This window comes from Micromonospora sp. WMMC264 (assembly GCF_027497275.1).
In the GTDB taxonomy this organism is placed as follows: Bacteria; Actinomycetota; Actinomycetes; order Mycobacteriales; family Micromonosporaceae; genus Micromonospora; species Micromonospora chalcea.
The window spans coordinates 5,849,182-5,868,226 of sequence record NZ_CP114907.1 but is presented as its reverse complement, the minus strand read 5'-3'; the positions used below and the strand labels follow the sequence as shown (position 1 = coordinate 5,868,226).

Here is a 19,045-nt window from a genome sequence, read left to right as displayed (position 1 = left end):
CGCCCGGCACCGCCGTTCCACACTATCGACGCGCGGTCAGCCTACGGCCGACGGGCGCGGTGGGTCCATGTCGGGTTGTGATCGATCGCGTCACGCCCGCCCGGTCCAACGACCGGGTGGGCGTCCGGACAGCCGTTTCGGTCAGCGGTCGCCACGACGGCGGCCGCCACGCGACCGCTTCGGCTTCTTGGCCCGGCGCGGGTTCACCACGCGCTCACGGACCACCTCGATCACGGTCGCCGGGGACTCGATCACCCCGTCGCCGCACCGGTGCAACTCCGGCGTGCCGCCGCCGAGGCGTACCACCGCTTCGGTGTGCTCGGCGATCTCCTCGGCGGCCGAGGCGCCCTTGAGCGCCACCAGGCGGCCGCCGGAGACCAGCAGCGGTAGGCACCAACCGGCGAGCCGGTCCAGCGGCGCCACCGCGCGGGCGGTCACGATGTCGGCGGAGAGCGGCTCCCGGTCCCGCGACCCGGCCGCCGCCTCCTCGGCCCGCCCGCGGAAGACGCGGACGTCGCGGGTCAGGCCGAGGCGTTGCACCGCCTCGATCAGGAAGGAGGTACGCCGCGCGAGCGGCTCCACGAGCGTCACTGTGAGATCGGGACGCGCGATCGCCAGCACCAGGCCGGGCAGTCCGGCGCCGGAGCCGACGTCGATCACGCTCGCCCCCTCCGGGATCCGCTCGGCCACCACCGCGCAGTTGAGCAGGTGCCGGTCCCAGAGCCGCGGCGTCTCGCGGGGGCCGATCAGACCGCGCACGACGCCGTCGGTGGCAAGCAGTTCCGCGTACGCGGCGGCGAGGTCGAGCCGGTCGCCGAAGAGCGCGCGGGCCGCCTCCGCCAGTTCCGGCGGCAGCGTCGCGGACGCCGGGTCGGGGGCGGCCGTCGACTCCGCACCGTCCACAGGGGATGGCGTGTCCTCCGCCGGCTCCGCGAACACCAGGTCGGCCGCCGCAGCCGCGGCCACCGGTGCCACGTCCGCCGCCGGCTCACCGGAGAAGGCGGGCATCACGTCCACCGCCGGGTCGGCGGGCTCGACCCCGGTCACCACCGCCGGCTCGGCCGAGAAGGCGGGCTCGCCGGGGTCGGTCGCGGCCCTTTCCGGGTACGCCGGGTCGGCCGGCCCGTCGTCGTCGGAGAAGACCGGGTCGACTGTGGGATCGGGGCGCACAGCCGACGGCCCGGGCGGCGTACCACCCGGGCCGGCCACGGCGCCTGCCGTCGTCTCGTCGGAGATCACGGACCTCAGTCCGTCACCGGACGGACGACGATGCGGCGGTTGGGCTCGACGCCCTCGGACTCGCTCTCCACGCCGCTCATCGCGTTCACCACGTCGTGCACGCACTTGCGCTCGAACGCGGACATCGGCTCCAGGCGCACCGGCTCACCGTGCTCCTTGACCTTCTCGACCGCGTTCTTCGCCACGGCGGCCAGTTCCTTGCGCCGGGCGGCCCGGTAACCGCCGACGTCCAGCAGCAGGCGGCTCGGCGTGCCGGTCTGGCGGAACACGGCCAGCCGGGCCAGTTCCTGGAGCGCCTCCAGGGTCGCGCCGCGCTGGCCGACCAGGTTCTGCAGCCGTCCGCCGACCACTTCGACTACCGGACGGCCGCCGGAGACCAGCTCGTCGATGTCGCCGTCGTAGTCGAGGATGTCCAGCAGACCCTCGACGTAGTCGGCGGCGATCTCACTCTGCCGGAACAGGTCGCTGTCGGCCGGGGCCTTCTTCTCCCGGGCCTCGCCCGAGGCGTCCTCGGTCTCGGTGGCGGCGGTAACGGGGGTCTCCTCGTCCAGGGACTGGTCGGCGCTGGGGATGCTGGTCTCGGTCACGGGTCTCATCTCCGTACTCGCTCGGCCGGACCGTTCGGGGGTCCGCTGGTCTCCCGGGGCCGGCGGGAGGTTCGCCGGTTGCCCTCGGGCACGTCTGTACGGGCCAGTTTCGCCCGCGGCCGCGCGTCGCGCGGCGATTCCGGCCCGGCGCCGACTCCTCGGATGGCAGCACGTGACCGGAACGGGCCACCGCCGGTGTCGCGGCGGTGGCCCGGTGGAACTCAGCCCTGTCGCTTGGCGGGCCGGCTGCCGCCCTTCTTCGGGTTGACCGGCTTGGCGCCCGGCTTCGGCCCGGCCACCTTCGGCGCCGCGGCCGGGGCCTTCGCCGCCGGCTGGGCCGCCTTGCGGCCGAACAGGCCACCGGTCTTGGCCGGCTGCACCGGGCCCTTGCCGCCGGTGTTCTTGGCGGCGGTGGTGCTCTTCGCGGTGGGCGGCGGCGGGAACTTCCGCAGCACCCACTGCTGCTGGCCGAGCGTGAAGAGGTTGTTGGTGACCCAGTAGATGATCACACCGATCGGGAAGATCGCGCCCGAGATCAGCAGCGACAGCGGGATGCCGTAGAGCATCAGGCGCTGCACCATGCGCTGCTGCGGGTCCTCGGCCCAGCCGGTCTTGAGAATCATCTGACGGCTGGTCAGGTAGGTGGTGGCGATCATGATGATCACCAGGATGCCGGCGACGACCTTGACGGTGCCGGTGTTCGCGCCCAGCCGGCTGAGCTCCTCCGCGGTGGAGCCGAACTTGCCGGAGATCGGCGCGGTGAAGAGCGTCGCGTTCGAGGCGCTGTTGAACTGGTCGACAGTCCAGCCGTACAGGGTCTTGCCCTGGTTGTCCGGGCTGAGGCGGCGCAGCGTGTGGAACAGGCCCAGGAAGACCGGGATCTGGAGGAACATCGGAAGGCAGCCCATGAGCGGGTTGGCCTTTTCCTTCCGGTAGAGCTCCATCATCTCTTTCTGGAGCGTCTCCCGGTCACCCTTGTGCTTCTCCTGGAGCTCCTTCACCTTCGGCTGGAGCGCCTGCATGGCACGCTGCGACTTGATCTGCTTGACGAAGACCGGGAACAGGATCACCCGGACCGTCACCACCAGGAAGATGATGGCGAGGATCCAGGCCCAGTTCGTACCGATCACGGCCCCGACCGGAACTCCGATGGCGTCCCAGGCCGAGTGCCAGGTCAGCAGGATCCACGAGATCGCGTAGTAGATCCAGTCGAGACTAAACACTCAGGCTCCAGTCACGTCGGCACGGCGGCGGTCGCCCGGCTCCGGAACCGGGTCGTGTCCACCTGGGTGGAAGGGATGGCAGCGCGACAGCCGACGGACCGTCAGCCAGGCGCCCCGCAGCGCACCGTGCCGGGACACCGCCTCCACGGCGTAGGCACTGCACGACGGGTAGAACCGGCAGCGGGCCGGCAGAGCCGGACTTATCCACCGACGGTACGCGATGATAGGCGCCAGCAGCATGCGGGCACCGCTTGTGGGCGACGGAGTCGCGGTCGGGCCGGTCACCGCGACCGCCGTCCCCGGGGGGAGCGCGCGGCGGCGAGAGCGGCGTCGAGGTCGGCCCCGAGCCGGGTGTACGTCGCGTCGGCGGCTGCCGGCAGCGCGCGTACCACGAGGGTCGTGCCGGCGGGCAGCTCGGCCAGCCGCTCGCGAACCAGGTGCCGGAGTCGGCGGCGGACCTTGTTCCGGACCACCGCGCCGCCGACGGCCTTGGACACGACGAAGCCGGCGCGGCTCGGTGCGGAGGTCTCCGCACCGCTGGTCCGCGCCGGCTCCGGCGAAGGTGTCGCGGTGGTGCCGATCGGCTCGGGGATGGTCAGGTGGACCACGACGGCGCCACGGCCGACGCGTCGGCCACCGCGAACCGCTGCGGCGAAGTCGCTACTGCGCCGCAGTCGTTGCGCGGCGGCCAGCACGACTGCCCACGTCCCCGGACCGGACCTGTCGGCCTCAGGCCGACAGGCGGGCGCGGCCCTTGGAACGACGGGTAGCGATGATGGCGCGGCCGGCACGGGTGCGCATGCGCAGCCGGAAGCCGTGGGTCTTCGCGCGCCGGCGGTTGTTCGGCTGGTAGGTGCGCTTGCTCACGTCAGGCTCTCCGTTGTCGTACGCCCCGCGCGGCGGATCGCCCGGGGTCGTGTGCTGGTCCAGGCCACCTTGTCGGTGACCTCCGATCGGCGCTGCCGTGACGCGCTCCCCGGCGATGCGAGGTGACAGCCACGGACAGCAAGCATCAATCACCCTAGCAGAGGGCGAGAGAGCAGCCGCTCCAGCCTACGCAGGGGCGCAATGACCGTCAAACGTCACACTCGGGCGTCCGACCTGCGTCGGAACGACGACCGAAGGGGCGGTTTTCACTGATGTTGCCAACGTCGTCAGGGTGTCGCCGGTTGATGGCGTGGGGTCCGCGCTGTTAGCGTGCCCGATTGCGGTCGGCGTCGGGGGTCCGGGGTTTGTCGCCGATCGGCAAGACCGGACACGCTGTTGAATCGTTCGGCACGGTGAACCCGCTTCAGCGCCTCCGTGGATCGAGGGGGGCAGGTCCGACCCGCGTCCGGTGGGCGGTCACAATCGGTCGGTACACAGGCTGTGGATAACTTGTGGATGACGACCGGTCAGCCGTCCGGGCGGGCGTGAGGAGCAGGCGAGGGGGTGGCACGACGGTGACCGGAGCGACCGACCTGGCCGCGGTGTGGACGGCGACCACCGACGAACTCGCCGACGAGATCATCTCCGCGCAGCAACGGGCGTACCTCCGGCTCACCCGGCTGCGGGCGATCGTCGAGGACACCGCGTTGCTCTCGGTGCCGGACGCCTTCACCCGCGACGTGATCGAGTCACGGCTCCGCCCGGCCATCACCGAGGCGCTGAGCCGCCGGCTCGGACGGCCGATACAGGTGGCCGTCACCGTACGGGTCACCGAGGATCCGGGCGCCCGCCCGGCCGGCACCGTCTACCGCAGCAGCCCGGAACCGCTCCCCGAGCACGACGGCGCCGCTCCGCTGCCCGGCTTCGACCAGGCCGCCCCGACCTTCCCGTCGCCCCGCCCGGAGCCCGGCTACGCCGACTCCCGCCCCGAGCCCGGTTACGCCGAGTCCCGCCCGGAACAGCAGGTGGACGAACCGGCGCCCCGGCAGCGGACCGCGGACGGCGGCCGGCCCCACCTGATCCCCGCCGGCCGGGACGCGCAGGACACGCTCTTCAGCGCCGCGTTCGCCGAGCCGCTGCGCGCCGCGCCCGAGCGCCGCGCCTTCGACGAGCGCACGCGCATCGAGCCGTCCGCTCCCGACGCCGGGGGTTACGAGCCGCGCTACCGGGAGAACCCGGCCGCCGACCCGGGGCCGATGCGCGGCCTGCCCCGCGACGGCGCCACCGACAACGGCCCCGGCCGGGGTGGCGCCGACCACCACCGTCCGGGTGGCGGCGGCCAGGCCGACCGCAGGCTCCCCGGCGGTACGGAGAGCGGCGGCAACCGGCTCAACCCGAAGTACATGTTCGAGACGTTCGTCATCGGCTCGTCCAACCGGTTCGCGCACGCGGCGAGCGTGGCGGTGGCCGAGTCGCCGGCCAAGGCGTACAACCCGCTGTTCATCTACGGCAGCTCGGGACTGGGCAAGACCCACCTGCTGCACGCCATCGGGCACTACGCGACGACGCTCGGCAACGCCCGCTCGGTCCGGTACGTCTCGACCGAGGAATTCACGAACGACTTCATCAACTCGCTGCGCGACGACAAGACCAGCGCGTTCCAGCGCCGCTACCGGGACGTGGACATCCTCCTGATCGACGACATCCAGTTCCTGGAGAACCGGGAACGGACGCAGGAGGAGTTCTTCCACACCTTCAACACGCTGCACAACGCCAACAAGCAGATCGTGATCACGTCCGACCGCTCGCCGAAGCAGCTGGCGACGCTGGAGGACCGGCTGCGTACGCGCTTCGAGTGGGGCCTGCTCGCCGACATCCAGCCGCCGGACCTGGAGACGCGGATCGCGATCCTGCAGAAGAAGGCCGCCCAGGAGCGGCTGTTCGCACCGCCGGACGTGTTGGAGTTCATCGCCTCCCGGGTGTCGAACTCGATCCGCGAACTGGAGGGGGCCCTGATCCGGGTCACCGCCTTCGCCAGCCTCACCCGTTCCTCGGTCGAACTGTCGCTGGCCGAGGAGGTGCTGCGGGACTTCATCCCGGACGGCGCCGGCCCGGAGATCACCGCGGACCAGATCATGGTGTCGACCGCCGACTACTTCGGGGTGAGCCTGGAGGACCTGCGCGGCCACTCCCGGTCCCGGGTGCTCGTCAACGCCCGCCAGGTGGCCATGTACCTGTGCCGCGAGCTGACCGACCTGTCGCTGCCCCGGATCGGGCAGGCGTTCGGCGGCCGGGACCACACCACAGTGATGCACGCGGACCGCAAGATCCGCCAGCAGATGGCGGAGCGGCGCTCGCTCTACAACCAGATCGCCGAGCTGACCAACCGCATCAAGCAGAACACCTGACCCTGCTCCGCGCCGCCCGCGCACCGCCCGTCCGGTGGCTCCGGCGGTGATCAAGGAGTTTGTGTCGGGACGACACGTCATTCCTGCCCCGAACTCCTTGGTCAACAAGGCGGGGCTGCTGCGCAGGAGTCCGCCGACCCGAGCGCCTCGCCCAGTGTCTGCACGGACCCCGACCGCAGATCTTGGAAGGAAACGGCCGCTACAGGGGCCCTCGCCTTCCAAGATCTCTGCGGAGCCGGGGCTTGGCCTCGCACGAGTCGACCGGGGCCCCGAGCCCCATCGAAACTTTGCGTCGATCATGAGGTTGACGGCGACAAACCGGGCGCCAACTGCCGCCAACTTCATGGTCGACACGTGCGGGGCGGGAGCCGGAGGACGGGCGGGGACGGGGGCGGCGCGCCGAGGAAGGCTCGTGTCGACGCCCTGTTGACGTGATGAAGGTGACCAGCGGACGCCGACAGGCGGCTGACGGCAAGCCGACAGCACGGGTTCGTTGACCCTCGACCCGGTGGAGGGCCCAGGATCGGCGCTGTGTTCGTCCACAGCTCGTACCCCTTGTCCACAGCCCCTGTGTCACAGGCAGTGGACAACCACCGTCCGCACCCGGCCGGTTACCCACAGACTGTGGACAACTCCTGGGGACGAGGCTGTGGACGCCTGGGGATGACGATCACGTTGTCCCCAGATGACAGGTCGCCTGTGGGCGAGCTGTTGAAGGTTCTGGGGATTAAGGCGGTCGACGCTGTCGGCGCTGTCCACAGCGCTGGGGAGAAAACCGGTGGATTAGCGGTGGACAACCGGTGGACAGCCGTGGAAAACCCGGCGGCTGGCGGGGGCTGTGGACCCGGACACGAGTTTTACCCCCGGTTCTCCACAGCCAAACCACCGGTGGATAACGTGTCTGACCTGCGCAGACGGTGGTTCTCCACAGTTTGCACAGGTGCGATGAAGACGATGAGTTATCTCTTCTAAACAACAAAAACCAATCATCACCGTTGGACTTCCTGTGGATCGGGCCGGAGCGCTGCCGTCGGCAGTCACCCCGGGCACCTGGATCCACGGGGTCGGGCGCACAGCCGATGCCCGCGCGCCCTAAGGTGCGATGGGTACCCGCACGGTCGGGCGGGACGGGTGGCAGCGGTCGGCATGAGAGAGTTGTCGCTGACGTCGACGCGGAGGCATTGATGAAGTTCCGAGTGGAGCGCGACGCGCTCGCCGAGGCGGTCGCGTGGACCGCCAAGAGCCTGCCCAACCGGCCCTCCGTACCGGTGCTGGCCGGGGTGATGCTCCGCGTCACCGACGGCAACCTGCAGGTCTCCGGCTTCGACTACGAGGTCTCCAGCCAGGTGACGGTCGAGGTGCAGGGTGACGCGGACGGCGCCGCCCTGGTCTCCGGCCGCCTGCTCGCCGAGATCACCAAGGCCCTGCCGGCCAAGCCGGTGGACATCGCCGCCGTCGGCGCCCACCTGGAGCTGGTCTGCGGCAGCGCCCGCTTCACGCTGCCCACCATGCCGGTGGAGGACTACCCGACGCTGCCGGAGATGCCGGAGAGCGCGGGCACCGTCGACGCCGCCGCCTTCGCCACGGCCGTGGCCCAGGTTGCGGTGGCCGCCGGCCGCGACGAGACGCTGCCGATGATGACCGGTGTACGCCTCGAGCTGAGCGGCGGCACGATGGCCATGCTGGCGACCGACCGATACCGCCTCGCGCTGCGCGAGATGGAGTGGAACCCGGACGACCCGGAGATCAGCCTCAACGCGCTGGTGCCGGCCCGTACGCTGCACGACACCGCCAAGGCGCTCGGCCCGCTCGGCGGCCACGTCACCATGGCGCTCTCCTCCGGCGGTGCCGGCGAAGGCATGATCGGCTTCTCCGGTGGCACCCGCCGGACCACCAGCCGCCTGCTCGACGGCGCCAACTACCCGCCGGTGCGTTCGCTGTTCCCGGCCGACCACAACGCCGAGGCCCGCGTCGCCGTCGCCACGCTCATCGAGGTGGTCAAGCGGGTCGCTCTCGTCGCCGAGCGCACCACCCCCGTGCTGCTCAGCTTCAGCGCCGACGGCCTTGTGGTGGAGGCGGGCGGCACCGAGGAGGCCCGGGCCAGCGAGGCGATGGAGGCCACCTTCACCGGTGAGCCGCTCACCATCGGCTTCAACCCGCAGTACCTCATCGACGGCCTGTCCAACCTCGGCGCCCAGCACGCCCTGCTCCGGTTCGTCGACGCGTTCAAGCCCGCGGTCATTTCCCCGGCCGGCGAGGATGGCGAGGTCATACCGGGGTACCGGTACCTCATCATGCCGATCCGCGTGTCCCGCTGATCGCAGGCAGCACGACCCTGACGTACGGAGGTAGGAGCAGATGCAGCTCGGCCTGGTAGGACTCGGCCGGATGGGCGGCAACATGCGGGAGCGGCTGCGCGCCGCCGGGCACGAGGTGGTCGGCTTCGACCACAACCCGGAGATCAGCGACGCCGCGAGCCTGACTGAGCTGGCCGAGAAGCTCCAGTCGCCCCGCGCGGTCTGGGTCATGGTTCCCGCCGGCGTCACCGACGCCACCATCGACGAGCTCGCCGAGGTGCTCGGCGAGGGCGACATCATCATCGACGGCGGCAACTCCCGGTTCAGCGACGACGCCCCGCGTGCCGAGCGGCTGAACGAGCAGGGCATCGGCTACATCGACGTCGGCGTCTCCGGCGGCGTCTGGGGCCGGCAGAACGGGTACGGGCTGATGGTCGGCGGCGCGCAGGAGCACGTCGAGCGCCTGATGCCGATCTTCGAGGCGCTCAAGCCCGAGGGCGAGTTCGGCTTCGTGCACGCCGGCCCGGTCGGCGCCGGCCACTACGCCAAGATGGTGCACAACGGCATCGAGTACGGCCTGATGCACGCCTACGCCGAGGGCTACGAGCTGCTGACCGCCTCCGAGCTGGTCACGAACGTTCCCGGCGTGTTCAAGTCGTGGCGCGAGGGCACCGTGGTCCGGTCCTGGCTGCTCGACCTGCTGGACCGGGCGCTCGACGAGGACCCGGAGCTGGCCGAGCTGAGCGGCTACACGGAGGACACCGGCGAGGGCCGCTGGACCGTGGACGAGGCGGTACGGCTCGCCGTGCCGCTCAACGTCATCACCGCGTCGCTGTTCGCCCGGTTCGCGTCCCGGCAGGACGACTCGCCCGCCATGAAGGCCGTCGCCGCGCTGCGCCAGCAGTTCGGCGGCCACGCCGTCCACAAGCGCTGACCGGTATCCACAGCCTGTGTACGTCCGCCGGCTCGAACTGGTCGACTTCCGCTCGTACGAGCGCGTCGGCGTCGACCTGGAGCCGGGGCCGAACGTGCTCGTCGGCGCCAACGGCGTCGGCAAGACGAACCTGGTCGAGGCGCTCGGCTACGTGGCGACCCTGGATTCGCACCGGGTCGCCACGGACGCCCCGCTGGTCCGGATGGGCGCCACCTCGGCGGTGATCCGCTGCGCGGTGGTGCACGAGGGCCGGGAACTGCTTGTCGAGCTGGAGATCGTGCCGGGCAAGGCCAACCGGGCCCGCCTCGGCCGGTCCCCGGCCCGGCGCGCCCGGGACGTGCTCGGCGCGCTGCGCCTGGTGCTGTTCGCGCCGGAGGACCTGGAACTGGTCCGCGGGGACCCCTCGGAACGTCGCCGCTACCTGGACGACCTGCTGGTCACCCGCCAGCCCCGCTTCGCCGGGGTACGCGCCGACTACGAGCGCGTGGTGAAGCAACGCAACGCGCTGCTGCGTACCTCGTACCTCGCTCGCAAGACCGGTGGCACACGCGGCGGTGACCTGTCGACGCTGGCCGTGTGGGACGCGCATCTGGCCCAGCACGGCGCGGACCTGCTCGCCGGCCGCCTGGAACTGGTCGCCGCGCTCACCCCGCACGTGGCGAAGGCGTACGACGCGGTGGCGGCCGGCCGCGGCGCGGCGGGCATCGCGTACCGGCCCTCGGTCGAGCTGCCCGAACCCGGCGCCGACCGCGCGGCGCTGGCGGAGGCGCTGGCCGCCGCGCTGGCCGCGAACCGCGCCGCCGAGATCGAGCGCGGCACCACGCTCGTCGGCCCGCACCGCGACGACCTGGCGCTCACCCTCGGCCCGCTGCCCGCCAAGGGGTACGCGAGCCACGGCGAGTCGTGGTCCTACGCGCTGGCGCTGCGGCTGGCCGGGTACGACCTGCTGCGCGCCGACGGGATCGAGCCGGTGCTGGTGCTCGACGACGTCTTCGCCGAGCTGGACACCGGCCGGCGGGACCGGCTGGCCGAGCTGGTGGGCGGCGCGAGCCAGCTGCTCGTCACCTGCGCTGTGGACGACGACGTGCCGGCGACCCTGCGCGGCACCCGGTACGCGGTGGGCGACGGGACGGTGCGACGTGTCTGACGACGAGGTGCAGCTACCGCCCGCGCGGCTCGGGCCGGGACGCGACGCGCGTACCCCGGGAAAGCCCGCGGACGGCGAGCCGGGCGCGAACCTGCCGGAGGGCGCGACCGGGCCGGAACTGGCGCGGGCGGTGCTCGACGCGGCGAAGGCCCGGCGGCAGGCGGCGGCTCCCCGGCGGCGCGGCGCGGTCCGCGGCGACGGCGAGAAGCGGCTGCGCGGCTACTCCGGCCCGGGGCCGGACCCGCGCGACCCGCAGCCGCTGGGTGCGGTGCTGGACAAGCTGGTCAAGGCGCGGGGCTGGCAGCAGCCGGCGGCCGAGGCGACGGTGTTCGGCGCGTGGGAGAAGGTGGTCGGCCCGGAGGTCGCCCAGCACAGCCGCCCGGTGAAGCTGGAGGACGGCGAGCTGACGGTGGAGGCGCGCTCGACGGCGTGGGCGACGCAGTTGCGTCTGCTGGCGGGCTCGCTGTTGCAGCAGATCGCCCGCGAGGTCGGCCACAACGTGGTGCGCAAGCTGCACATTCACGGCCCGGCTGCGCCGTCGTGGTCGCGCGGCCCCCGGCGGGTACGCGGGCGCGGGCCCCGCGACACCTACGGCTGACCGTCGCCGCCCGAGCGCTGGGCCTCCCGCCGGGCGCGCTTGAGTTCGCGCTGCTCGCGGCTCCACTGCTTGCGGCGTTCCAGGTCCTGCTTCCAGGCTTCGCGGGCCAGCCGGGAGCCGCCCTGCACCGCGCCCTGGACCTGGGAGGGGCCGGCGAGGTTCTGGAACACCCAGCCCAACAGGCGGCCACCCTTGCCGGAGGCGTCGCCCACCTGCTCGTCGTCGCTCATCCCGCCGCCCTCCCTGTTTTGTGTGCAAACCATTGGTACACCAATCGTTGCTAGGATCGCAACGACGACGAGGAGGACGAGGTGACCGACCCGATCGAGGAGGACCCCCTGGCGCTGGAGCAGCAGGTCTGCTTCGCGCTGTCGGTCGCCGCCCGGAGCGTCGTCGCGGTCTACCGCCCGCTGCTGGAGCCGATGGGGCTCACCCACCCGCAGTACCTGGTCATGCTGGCACTCTGGCAGCACGCGCCACTGTCCGGGCGGGATCTGAGCCGGCTGCTCCAGCTCGACCCGGGCACGCTGTCACCGCTGCTCAAGCGGCTGGAGGCGGCCGGCTACATCCGGCGGGAACGCGACGCCGCCGACGAGCGCAGCCTGGCCGTCTCGCTCACCGCCGAGGGGCAGGCGCTGCGGACGCAGGCCGAGCGGATCCCGCCGGCCATCGTGCAGCGCCTGGGTCTGCCGCTGGCCGACCTGCGGCACCTGCACACGGCGCTGACCGAGGTGATCGCGGCCGCCAACCGGGCCACGTCTTCTTCCGGCGCTGCGGCGCCCGGTCAGGCGTCGGCGTAGACCGCGAAGCCGCGCTCCGCGCAGCGCCGGTAGAAGGCCGCCAGCACGCTCAGCTCGGCGCAGGTGAAGTTCCACTGCGGCGGGTCGCCGCTCTCGTCGCGCAGCCGGTCCAGCCGGCTGTCCAGCCAGCGGAGCTGCTGCTCGGCGAGCCGCCCGTCACCCAGCAACGCGCGCAGCACCTCGCTCACCGACTCGAACGTGACCGCCTCGCCGTACGGCCGGTGCCGGGCGACGAACTTCTCCAGGCCCTCGGCGATCCACGAGCAGCCGTCCGGGTCGATCACCGGGTCCTCGTCCTCGGCCGAGTTCTCCGTGGCGTAGAGCACATTTTCCAGCCCGAGGATCAGGTCGACCAGTTCGGTGTACGCGGTCGCCCGTACCGTGCCGGTCTTGGCGATCAGCTCGGCGAGCGCGGCGGTCGGCGCGGAGATCCGGGGGACGTCCACGATCTCGCCGAAGTCCACGAACTCGGCCGGCGCGACCGGGTCGTAGAAGCGGCCGGTCCGCGGCCAGTGCACCGCGACGTTGTCCAGCCCCATCGGGCGTCACCTCTCACCAAGCGTTTTCGGACCATCTTCGACGATCGTCCCGGTTGCGGGTGCGAAAGATCAAGACCGCAACGGCGGCGCCGCAAAAGCTACGGCACGCCGGACCCGGCCGCGACCCCCGGTCGGGACAGCAGCCGATCACCGGTCGGATGATCGTCACGGCTCACGGTGGCCGGTGGCGCGGCGGTGCCCCGTTGGCGTGTAGGGGGAGTCGCGGGAGGCGCGGTTCGTCCGGCTACGGCATTCTCAGCCGCCTCGGAGAGGGTGCCGAGTGGCGGTTTGGTCGGCTCCGCACAGTAAGATTGGGAGCGAGACGAAAGACCCGAGACGGAGCGACGGGCAGGGGCCCTCCGGGCCCTCGATCATAGTCCCGCCTCGGGTCCGAGCCGATCGCGATCCGCGGGCAACCGTGGCGCCCGGCGTACACGATCCGTGCCTGGTGATCCCAGGGGCGGTCCGTGCGCGCCGACGTCGCGTCCTGTCCGCCGAACCCGCGCCCCCGCGCCCACGCGCGGCCGGTGCGAGAAAGTGGCCGAGCGTGGCAGCGGAGGACAACAAGAAGTACGGTGCCGAGTCCATCACCGTTCTCGAAGGCCTGGAAGCGGTCCGGAAGCGCCCCGGTATGTACATCGGGTCCACCGGCGAGCGCGGTCTGCACCACCTGGTGTGGGAGGTCGTCGACAACGCGGTGGACGAGGCGCTGGCCGGGCACTGCGACACCATCGACGTGGTGCTGCTGGCCGACGGCGGCGTCCGGGTGACCGACAACGGCCGTGGCTTCCCGGTCGATCTGCACCCGAAGCTGAAGAAGCCGGGTGTCGAGGTCGCGCTGACCGTGCTGCACGCCGGCGGCAAGTTCGACGGCAAGGCGTACGCGGTCTCCGGTGGCCTGCACGGCGTGGGCGTCTCCGTGGTCAACGCGCTGTCCACCCGGATGGCGGTCGAGATCCACAAGGACGGTTTCGTCTGGCGCCAGCGCTACGACCACTCCAAGCCGACGCCGCTGGAGAAGGGCGAGGAGACCGACCGCACCGGTTCGGCCGTCTCCTTCTGGCCCGACCCCGACGTCTTCGAGACCGTCGACTTCGACTTCCACACCATCTACCGGCGCCTCCAGGAGATGGCCTTCCTCACCCGGGGCCTCACCATCCACCTGCTCGACGAGCGGGTGCCGGAGGACGAGGACGGCAAGACCCGCGAGGTCACCTTCCACTACGAGGGCGGCATCGCCGACTTCGTCCGCCACCTCAACGCCTCCAAGAGCCCGATCCACAAGACGGTGGTCGAGTTCGGCGCCGAGGAGACCGGCATGTCGGTCGAGATCGCCATGCAGTGGAACGAGTCGTACGGCGAGTCGGTCTACACGTTCGCCAACAACATCAACACCCACGAGGGCGGCACCCACGAGGAGGGCTTCCGGGCCGCGTTGACGAGCGTCGTCAACCGCTACGGCGCCGACAAGAAGCTGCTCAAGGGCGACGAGCGCCTCTCCGGTGAGGACATCCGCGAGGGCCTGGCCGCGATCATCTCGGTCAAGCTCACCGACCCGCAGTTCGAGGGTCAGACCAAGACCAAGCTGGGCAACACCCCGGTCAAGGGCTTCGTGCAGCGGGTCTGCAACGAGTCGCTCGTCGACTGGTTCGACCGCAACCCGGCCGAGGCGAAGATCATCATCCAGAAGGCGTCCCAGGCGGCCCGGGCCCGCATCGCCGCCCAGCAGGCGCGCAAGCTCGCCCGGCGCAAGTCGCTGCTTGAGTCCGGCTCGATGCCCGGCAAGCTGGCCGACTGCCAGTCCACCGACCCGCGCGAGTCCGAGGTCTTCATCGTCGAGGGCGACTCGGCCGGCGGCTCGGCCAAGCAGGGCCGCGACCCGCGTACGCAGGCGATCCTGCCGATCCGCGGCAAGATCCTCAACGTGGAGAAGGCCCGCATCGACCGGGTGCTGAAGAACAACGAGGTGCAGGCGCTGATCACCGCGCTGGGCACCGGCATCCACGACGACTTCGACATCGAGAAGCTGCGCTACCACAAGATCGTGCTGATGGCCGACGCCGACGTCGACGGCCAGCACATCCAGACGCTGCTGCTCACGCTGCTGTTCCGGTTCATGCGGCCGCTGGTGGAGTTGGGGCACGTCTACCTGGCCGCCCCGCCGCTCTACAAGATCAAGTGGAACAAGAAGGGCGACGACGCCCAGTACGCGTACTCGGACCGGGAACGCGACGGGCTGATCGCGCTGCGCCAGCAGAAGAAGCCCAACGCCCGCCCGGACGACATCCAGCGGTTCAAGGGTCTCGGTGAGATGAACTACCCCGAGCTGTGGGAGACCACGATGAACCCGGCGACGCGCACGCTGCGCCAGGTCACGCTCGACGACGCCGCAACCGCGGACGAGCTGTTCAGCGTCCTGATGGGTGAGGACGTCGAGGCACGTCGGTCGTTCATCCAGCGCAACGCCAAGGACGTGCGGTTCCTGGACATCTGACGGACGCGCCGGGCCGGCCGGTGATCCACCGGCCGGCCCGGTAGTCCACAGAGTTATCCACAGTCTGAACGCTTTCCACAGCCGTTATCCACAGCGAGACCATGACTGAAGAGTCTGATAAGGGTTAACAGTGACCGATACTCCCGAGTCCACCCCGAACGAGCCGGAGACCCCGGAGACACTGGCCGCGGTCGTCCAGCACGACCGGATCGAGCCGGTCGGCCTCGAGGTCGAGATGCAGCGCTCGTACCTCGACTACGCGATGAGCGTCATCGTCGGGCGGGCCCTGCCGGACGTCCGGGACGGGCTCAAGCCGGTCCACCGCAAGATCCTCTACGCCATGTTCGACTCCGGCTACCGGCCGGACCGCGGGTACGTGAAGTGCTCCCGCGTCGTCGGCGACGTGATGGGCCAGTTCCACCCGCACGGCGACTCCGCCATCTACGACGCGCTGGTCCGGATGGCGCAGCCGTGGTCGCTGCGCTACCCGCTGGTCGACGGCAACGGCAACTTCGGCTCCCCCGGAAACGACCCGGCCGCCGCCATGCGCTACTGCCTCGTCGGCGATGCCCGCATCCGTACCGCCGAGGGTTCCGTCCGGATCGGCGACGTCGTGCCGGACGCTGCGGCGAGCAGCGAGACCGACGTCGACCTTAAGGTCCGCGACCGCAACGGCGACCTGGTCCGCGCCAGCAAGTTTTTCCACTCCGGCGAGCACCCGACGCTGCGGCTGCGCACCCGTGAGGGGTACGAGCTGACCGGCACCCACAACCACCCGGTGCTCTGCCTGGTGGACGTGGCCGGCGTGCCGACCCTGCTGTGGAAGCTGCTCGCCGAGATCGCCCCGGGCGACCGGGTGGTCCTGCAGCGCACCGTGCCGGACGAGATCGGCTACCCGATGCTGGAACACGTCGAGGCGGCCGTGCTCGCGGGCGCGTTCGTGTCCGAGGGGTGGGTGTCGGAGAATCGGGCGGGCTTCAACAACGTGGACCGGGAGTTCTTCGTCCGGGTCCTCACCGCCTACGACCTCGCGGTCGGCGGCCCTCGGTACGTCGCCGAGCGGGTCATCGCCTCCGGCAGCAGGCTGCACGAGCTCGACGTGCAGGACCTCACCGCGCTTCGGGCGAGCGTGCTCGGCGAGATGGTGGGCGCGCGGAGCGCCGGCAAGTTCGTGCCGGAGTTCGTCTGGCGCGGACCGGCCGCGGTCAAGCGGGCCTTCCTCCAGGCGCTGTTCGAGGGCGACGGTTCGTCGTCGCTGCTGCCCCGCCACACGATCCAGGTCTCGTACTCGACCCGCAGCGAGCGGCTGGCCCGCGAGGTGCAGCAGCTGCTGCTGGAGTTCGGCGTGGTCAGCCGGCAGTGCCGGTACGACAGCGGTGAGATCAAGGTCGTCGTCACCAACCGTAGGGACGCCCGGATCTTCGCCGCTCACGTCGGCTTCCTCGGCCGCAAGCAGGCCAAGCTGGAATCCGAGCTGGCCCAGGTGCCGGCGACTAGCACCGCGCTTTCCGGCGATCACGTGCCGTTCGTCGGGGACTTCGTCCGCGAGCACGGCGCGAGCCGCTGGACCGAACGCGACTGGCTGCGCCGGCACAACGTGGACCGGATCGAGCGCTGGGAGCGGGACCGCGACGAGATCGCGGCCCGGATCACCGAGCCCGGCATCCTCGACGTGGTCGAGCCGCTTGTCGACGGGCGCTTCTACTACGCCGAGGTGACCGAGATCACCGACGCCGGTGTGCGGCCGGTCTACAGCATCCGGGTGGACACCGAGGACCACTCGTTCGTCTCCGACGGTTTCGTCAGCCACAACACCGAGTGCAAGCTCGACCCGCTGGCGATGGAGATGCTGCGGGACATCGACGAGGACACCGTCGACCTGCAGGACAACTACGACGGCCGGGCCAAGGAGCCCACGATCCTGCCGTCGCGGATCCCGAACCTGCTGATCAACGGCTCCGAGGGCATCGCGGTCGGCATGGCCACCAAGATCCCGCCGCACAACCTGCGCGAGATCGGCGCGGCGGTGCAGTGGTGCCTGGAGCACCCGGAGGCCGACGAGGCCACCACGCTGGAAGCCCTGCTGGAGATCGTCAAGGGCCCGGACTTCCCGACCCACGGCCTGATCGTCGGCCAGGCGGGCATCCAGGACGCGTACCGGACCGGGCGCGGCTCGATCCGCATGCGCGCCGTGGTCGAGGTCGAGGAGGACAAGCGTGGCCGGCCGGCGCTCGTGGTCAGCGAGCTGCCGTACCAGGTCAACCCGGACAACCTCGCCGAGCGCATCGCCGAGCTGATCAAGGAGGGCAAGCTCGCCGGCATCGCCGACATCCGCGACGAGTCCTCCGGGCGTACCGGCATGCGGATCGTGCTCGTGCTCAAGCGCGACGCGGTCGCCAAGGTGGTGCTGAACAACCTCTACAAGCACACCCAGCTCCAGGAGACGTTCGGCGCCAACATGCTGGCGCTCGTCGACGGCGTGCCACGCACGCTCAACCTGGCCCAGTTCATCCGGTACTACGTCGAGCACCAGATCGAGGTGATCCGGCGGCGGACCGCGTTCCGGCTGCGCAAGGCCGAGGAGCGGGCGCACATCCTGCGCGGTCTGTCCAAGGCGCTGGACGCGCTGGACGAGGTGATCGCCCTGATCCGGCGTTCGCCCACCGTGGAGGACGCCCGGCAGGGCCTGATCCGGCTGCTGGACATCGACGAGGTCCAGGCGACCGCGATCCTGGACATGCAGCTGCGCCGGCTGGCCGCCCTGGAGCGGCAGCGCATCCTGGACGACCTGGCGAAGCTCGAACTGGAGATCGCCGACCTCAAGGACATCCTGGCCAAGCCGGAGCGGCAGCGGCGGATCGTCTCGGAGGAACTGGGCGAGATCGTCGCGAAGTGGGGCGACGACCGGCGTACGAAGATCGTCCCGTTCGACGGCGAGGTCTCGATGGAGGACCTCATCGCCCGCGAGGACGTGGTCGTGACGATCACCCGCACCGGGTACGCGAAGCGGACGAAGGTCGACCTCTACCGGTCGCAGCGGCGTGGCGGCAAGGGCGTCAGCGGGGCGACGCTCCGCCAGGACGACATCGTCAGCCACTTCTTCGTATGCTCTACCCACGACTGGATCCTGTTCTTCACGAACAAGGGTCGGGTCTACCGGGCGAAGGCGTACGAGCTTCCCGAGGCCAGTAGGGTGGCCAAGGGCCAGCACGTGGCCAACCTGCTCGCGTTCCAGCCCGACGAGCAGATCGCGCAGATCATTGAAATCCCGAACTACCAGGTGGCGCCCTACCTGGTACTGGCCACGAAGAACGGCCTGGTGAAGAAGACGCGGCTCGAGGAGTTCGACTCCAACCGTTCCGGCGGCATCATCGCGATCAACCTGCGCGATGAGGACGAACTGGTCGGTGCGGTCCTGGCCGCTCCGGAGGATGATCTGCTGCTGGTGTCGAAGAACGCCCAGGCGATCCGCTTCAACGCCACCGACGAGGCGCTGCGTCCGATGGGCCGGGCCACGTCCGGTGTGATCGGCATGCGCTTCAGCGGCGAGGACGAGTTGCTCGCGGTCGAGGTGGTGCGAGAGGGTCTGGACGTTCTGGTCGCGACGAACGGGGGTTACGCGAAACGTACCCCGATCGAGGAATACCCGGTGCAGGGCCGGGGAGGTAAGGGCGTGCTGACCGCGAAGATCACCGAGCGACGCGGTGGCCTGGTCGGCGCGGTAGTGATCGATCCGGAGGACGAGCTGTTCGCCATCACCAGCAACGGCGGCGTCATCCGGACTCCGGTGAAGCCTGTACGCCGTACGCGTGACCGGAACACAATGGGGGTCAAGCTGATGGACCTCCCGGACGGCGTGACTATCGTGGCGATTGCTCGCAATGCCGACGAGCCTGACGAACAGGACTAGTT

16 protein-coding genes are annotated in these 19,045 nt (G+C 70.7%); 8 read left to right on the top strand and 8 right to left on the bottom strand.

The features are described 5' to 3' along the window. Positions 1 to 141: 141 nt before the first annotated feature. From rsmG to rpmH, 6 genes are all read right to left on the bottom strand, one after another. Positions 142 to 903: a 16S rRNA (guanine(527)-N(7))-methyltransferase RsmG gene (gene rsmG, locus O7542_RS26105; RefSeq protein ID WP_281606507.1), complete on the bottom strand. Its 762-nt coding sequence runs from the start codon at positions 901 to 903 to the stop codon at positions 142 to 144. Positions 904 to 1,244: 341 nt separating this feature from the next. Further along, positions 1,245 to 1,835, bottom strand: coding sequence for a R3H domain-containing nucleic acid-binding protein (locus tag O7542_RS26100; RefSeq protein ID WP_030499504.1), 591 nt, complete (start codon positions 1,833 to 1,835; stop codon positions 1,245 to 1,247). A 212-nt stretch (positions 1,836 to 2,047) separates the two neighbouring features. Then, positions 2,048 to 3,049: a membrane protein insertase YidC gene (yidC, locus tag O7542_RS26095; RefSeq protein ID WP_043327681.1), complete on the bottom strand. Its 1,002-nt coding sequence runs from the start codon at positions 3,047 to 3,049 to the stop codon at positions 2,048 to 2,050. Then, entirely contained in the window at positions 3,050 to 3,289 is a 240-nt protein-coding gene (gene yidD, locus O7542_RS26090) for a membrane protein insertion efficiency factor YidD (RefSeq protein WP_091567651.1), read from the bottom strand. A gap of 41 nt (positions 3,290 to 3,330) precedes the next feature. Further along, positions 3,331 to 3,744, bottom strand: a complete 414-nt coding sequence (gene rnpA / locus O7542_RS26085; protein ID WP_043327680.1) for a ribonuclease P protein component — start codon at positions 3,742 to 3,744, stop codon at positions 3,331 to 3,333. Positions 3,745 to 3,778: 34 nt separating this feature from the next. Beyond that, the gene (gene rpmH, locus O7542_RS26080; protein WP_018788530.1) at positions 3,779 to 3,916 is read right to left on the bottom strand and encodes a 50S ribosomal protein L34; all 138 of its coding nucleotides are present in this window, start codon (positions 3,914 to 3,916) and stop codon (positions 3,779 to 3,781) included. Between the two features lie 575 nt (positions 3,917 to 4,491). Between rpmH and dnaA the strand changes: the two genes are divergently transcribed. The 5 genes from dnaA to O7542_RS26055 all read left to right on the top strand — a co-directional run bounded on the left by dnaA (position 4,492) and on the right by O7542_RS26055 (position 11,300). Continuing rightward, positions 4,492 to 6,324: a chromosomal replication initiator protein DnaA gene (gene dnaA / locus O7542_RS26075; protein ID WP_113974477.1), complete on the top strand. Its 1,833-nt coding sequence runs from the start codon at positions 4,492 to 4,494 to the stop codon at positions 6,322 to 6,324. A 1,184-nt stretch (positions 6,325 to 7,508) separates the two neighbouring features. After that, complete coding sequence (gene dnaN / locus O7542_RS26070; RefSeq protein ID WP_043327678.1) at positions 7,509 to 8,642, top strand: DNA polymerase III subunit beta; 1,134 nt, start codon at positions 7,509 to 7,511, stop codon at positions 8,640 to 8,642. Between the two features lie 40 nt (positions 8,643 to 8,682). Then, a complete protein-coding gene (gnd, locus tag O7542_RS26065; protein WP_030499509.1) occupies positions 8,683 to 9,555 on the top strand; it encodes a phosphogluconate dehydrogenase (NAD(+)-dependent, decarboxylating) in 873 nt (290 codons plus the stop codon). Positions 9,556 to 9,571: 16 nt separating this feature from the next. Next, complete coding sequence (gene recF, locus O7542_RS26060; RefSeq protein ID WP_281605346.1) at positions 9,572 to 10,702, top strand: DNA replication/repair protein RecF; 1,131 nt, start codon at positions 9,572 to 9,574, stop codon at positions 10,700 to 10,702. A 91-nt stretch (positions 10,703 to 10,793) separates the two neighbouring features. Beyond that, a complete protein-coding gene (locus O7542_RS26055) occupies positions 10,794 to 11,300 on the top strand; it encodes a DciA family protein (protein WP_205797621.1) in 507 nt (168 codons plus the stop codon). On the opposite strand, the gene O7542_RS26050 is transcribed toward O7542_RS26055, so the two are convergent. Then, on the bottom strand, positions 11,291 to 11,530 hold the full coding sequence (locus tag O7542_RS26050; protein WP_043327675.1) for a hypothetical protein: 240 nt from the start codon (positions 11,528 to 11,530) through the stop codon (positions 11,291 to 11,293). The genes O7542_RS26055 and O7542_RS26050 overlap by 10 nt on opposite strands. A gap of 81 nt (positions 11,531 to 11,611) precedes the next feature. On the opposite strand from O7542_RS26050, the gene O7542_RS26045 reads away from it, so the two are divergent. Next, positions 11,612 to 12,100, top strand: a complete 489-nt coding sequence (locus O7542_RS26045) for a MarR family transcriptional regulator (protein ID WP_064448046.1) — start codon at positions 11,612 to 11,614, stop codon at positions 12,098 to 12,100. On the opposite strand, the gene O7542_RS26040 is transcribed toward O7542_RS26045, so the two are convergent. Further along, positions 12,085 to 12,639, bottom strand: a complete 555-nt coding sequence (locus tag O7542_RS26040) for a hypothetical protein (protein ID WP_043327673.1) — start codon at positions 12,637 to 12,639, stop codon at positions 12,085 to 12,087. The two genes, O7542_RS26045 and O7542_RS26040, sit on opposite strands and share 16 nt — an antisense overlap. A gap of 547 nt (positions 12,640 to 13,186) precedes the next feature. Here O7542_RS26040 and gyrB point away from each other — a divergent pair. Together gyrB and gyrA are read left to right on the top strand one after the other, a co-directional pair. Then, positions 13,187 to 15,133, top strand: a complete 1,947-nt coding sequence (gyrB, locus tag O7542_RS26035; RefSeq protein ID WP_043327672.1) for a DNA topoisomerase (ATP-hydrolyzing) subunit B — start codon at positions 13,187 to 13,189, stop codon at positions 15,131 to 15,133. A gap of 130 nt (positions 15,134 to 15,263) precedes the next feature. Beyond that, positions 15,264 to 19,043 carry an intein-containing DNA gyrase subunit A gene (gene gyrA / locus O7542_RS26030; protein WP_124778873.1) on the top strand — a complete coding sequence of 1,260 codons (3,780 nt, stop codon included), beginning with the start codon at positions 15,264 to 15,266 and terminating at the stop codon, positions 19,041 to 19,043. Positions 19,044 to 19,045 lie beyond the last annotated feature (2 nt).

Bases quoted from the DNA above. Each gene is read 5' to 3' on its own strand.
- O7542_RS26100 (WP_030499504.1), bottom strand. From the start codon at position 1,835: ATGAGACCCGTGACCGAGACCAGCATCCCCAGCGCCGACCAGTCCCTG.
- O7542_RS26040 (WP_043327673.1), bottom strand. From the start codon at position 12,639: ATGGGGCTGGACAACGTCGCGGTGCACTGGCCGCGGACCGGCCGCTTC.
- dnaN (WP_043327678.1), top strand. From the start codon at position 7,509: ATGAAGTTCCGAGTGGAGCGCGACGCGCTCGCCGAGGCGGTCGCGTGG.
- yidD (WP_091567651.1), bottom strand. From the start codon at position 3,289: ATGCTGCTGGCGCCTATCATCGCGTACCGTCGGTGGATAAGTCCGGCT.
- O7542_RS26050 (WP_043327675.1), bottom strand. From the start codon at position 11,530: ATGAGCGACGACGAGCAGGTGGGCGACGCCTCCGGCAAGGGTGGCCGC.
- gnd (WP_030499509.1), top strand. From the start codon at position 8,683: ATGCAGCTCGGCCTGGTAGGACTCGGCCGGATGGGCGGCAACATGCGG.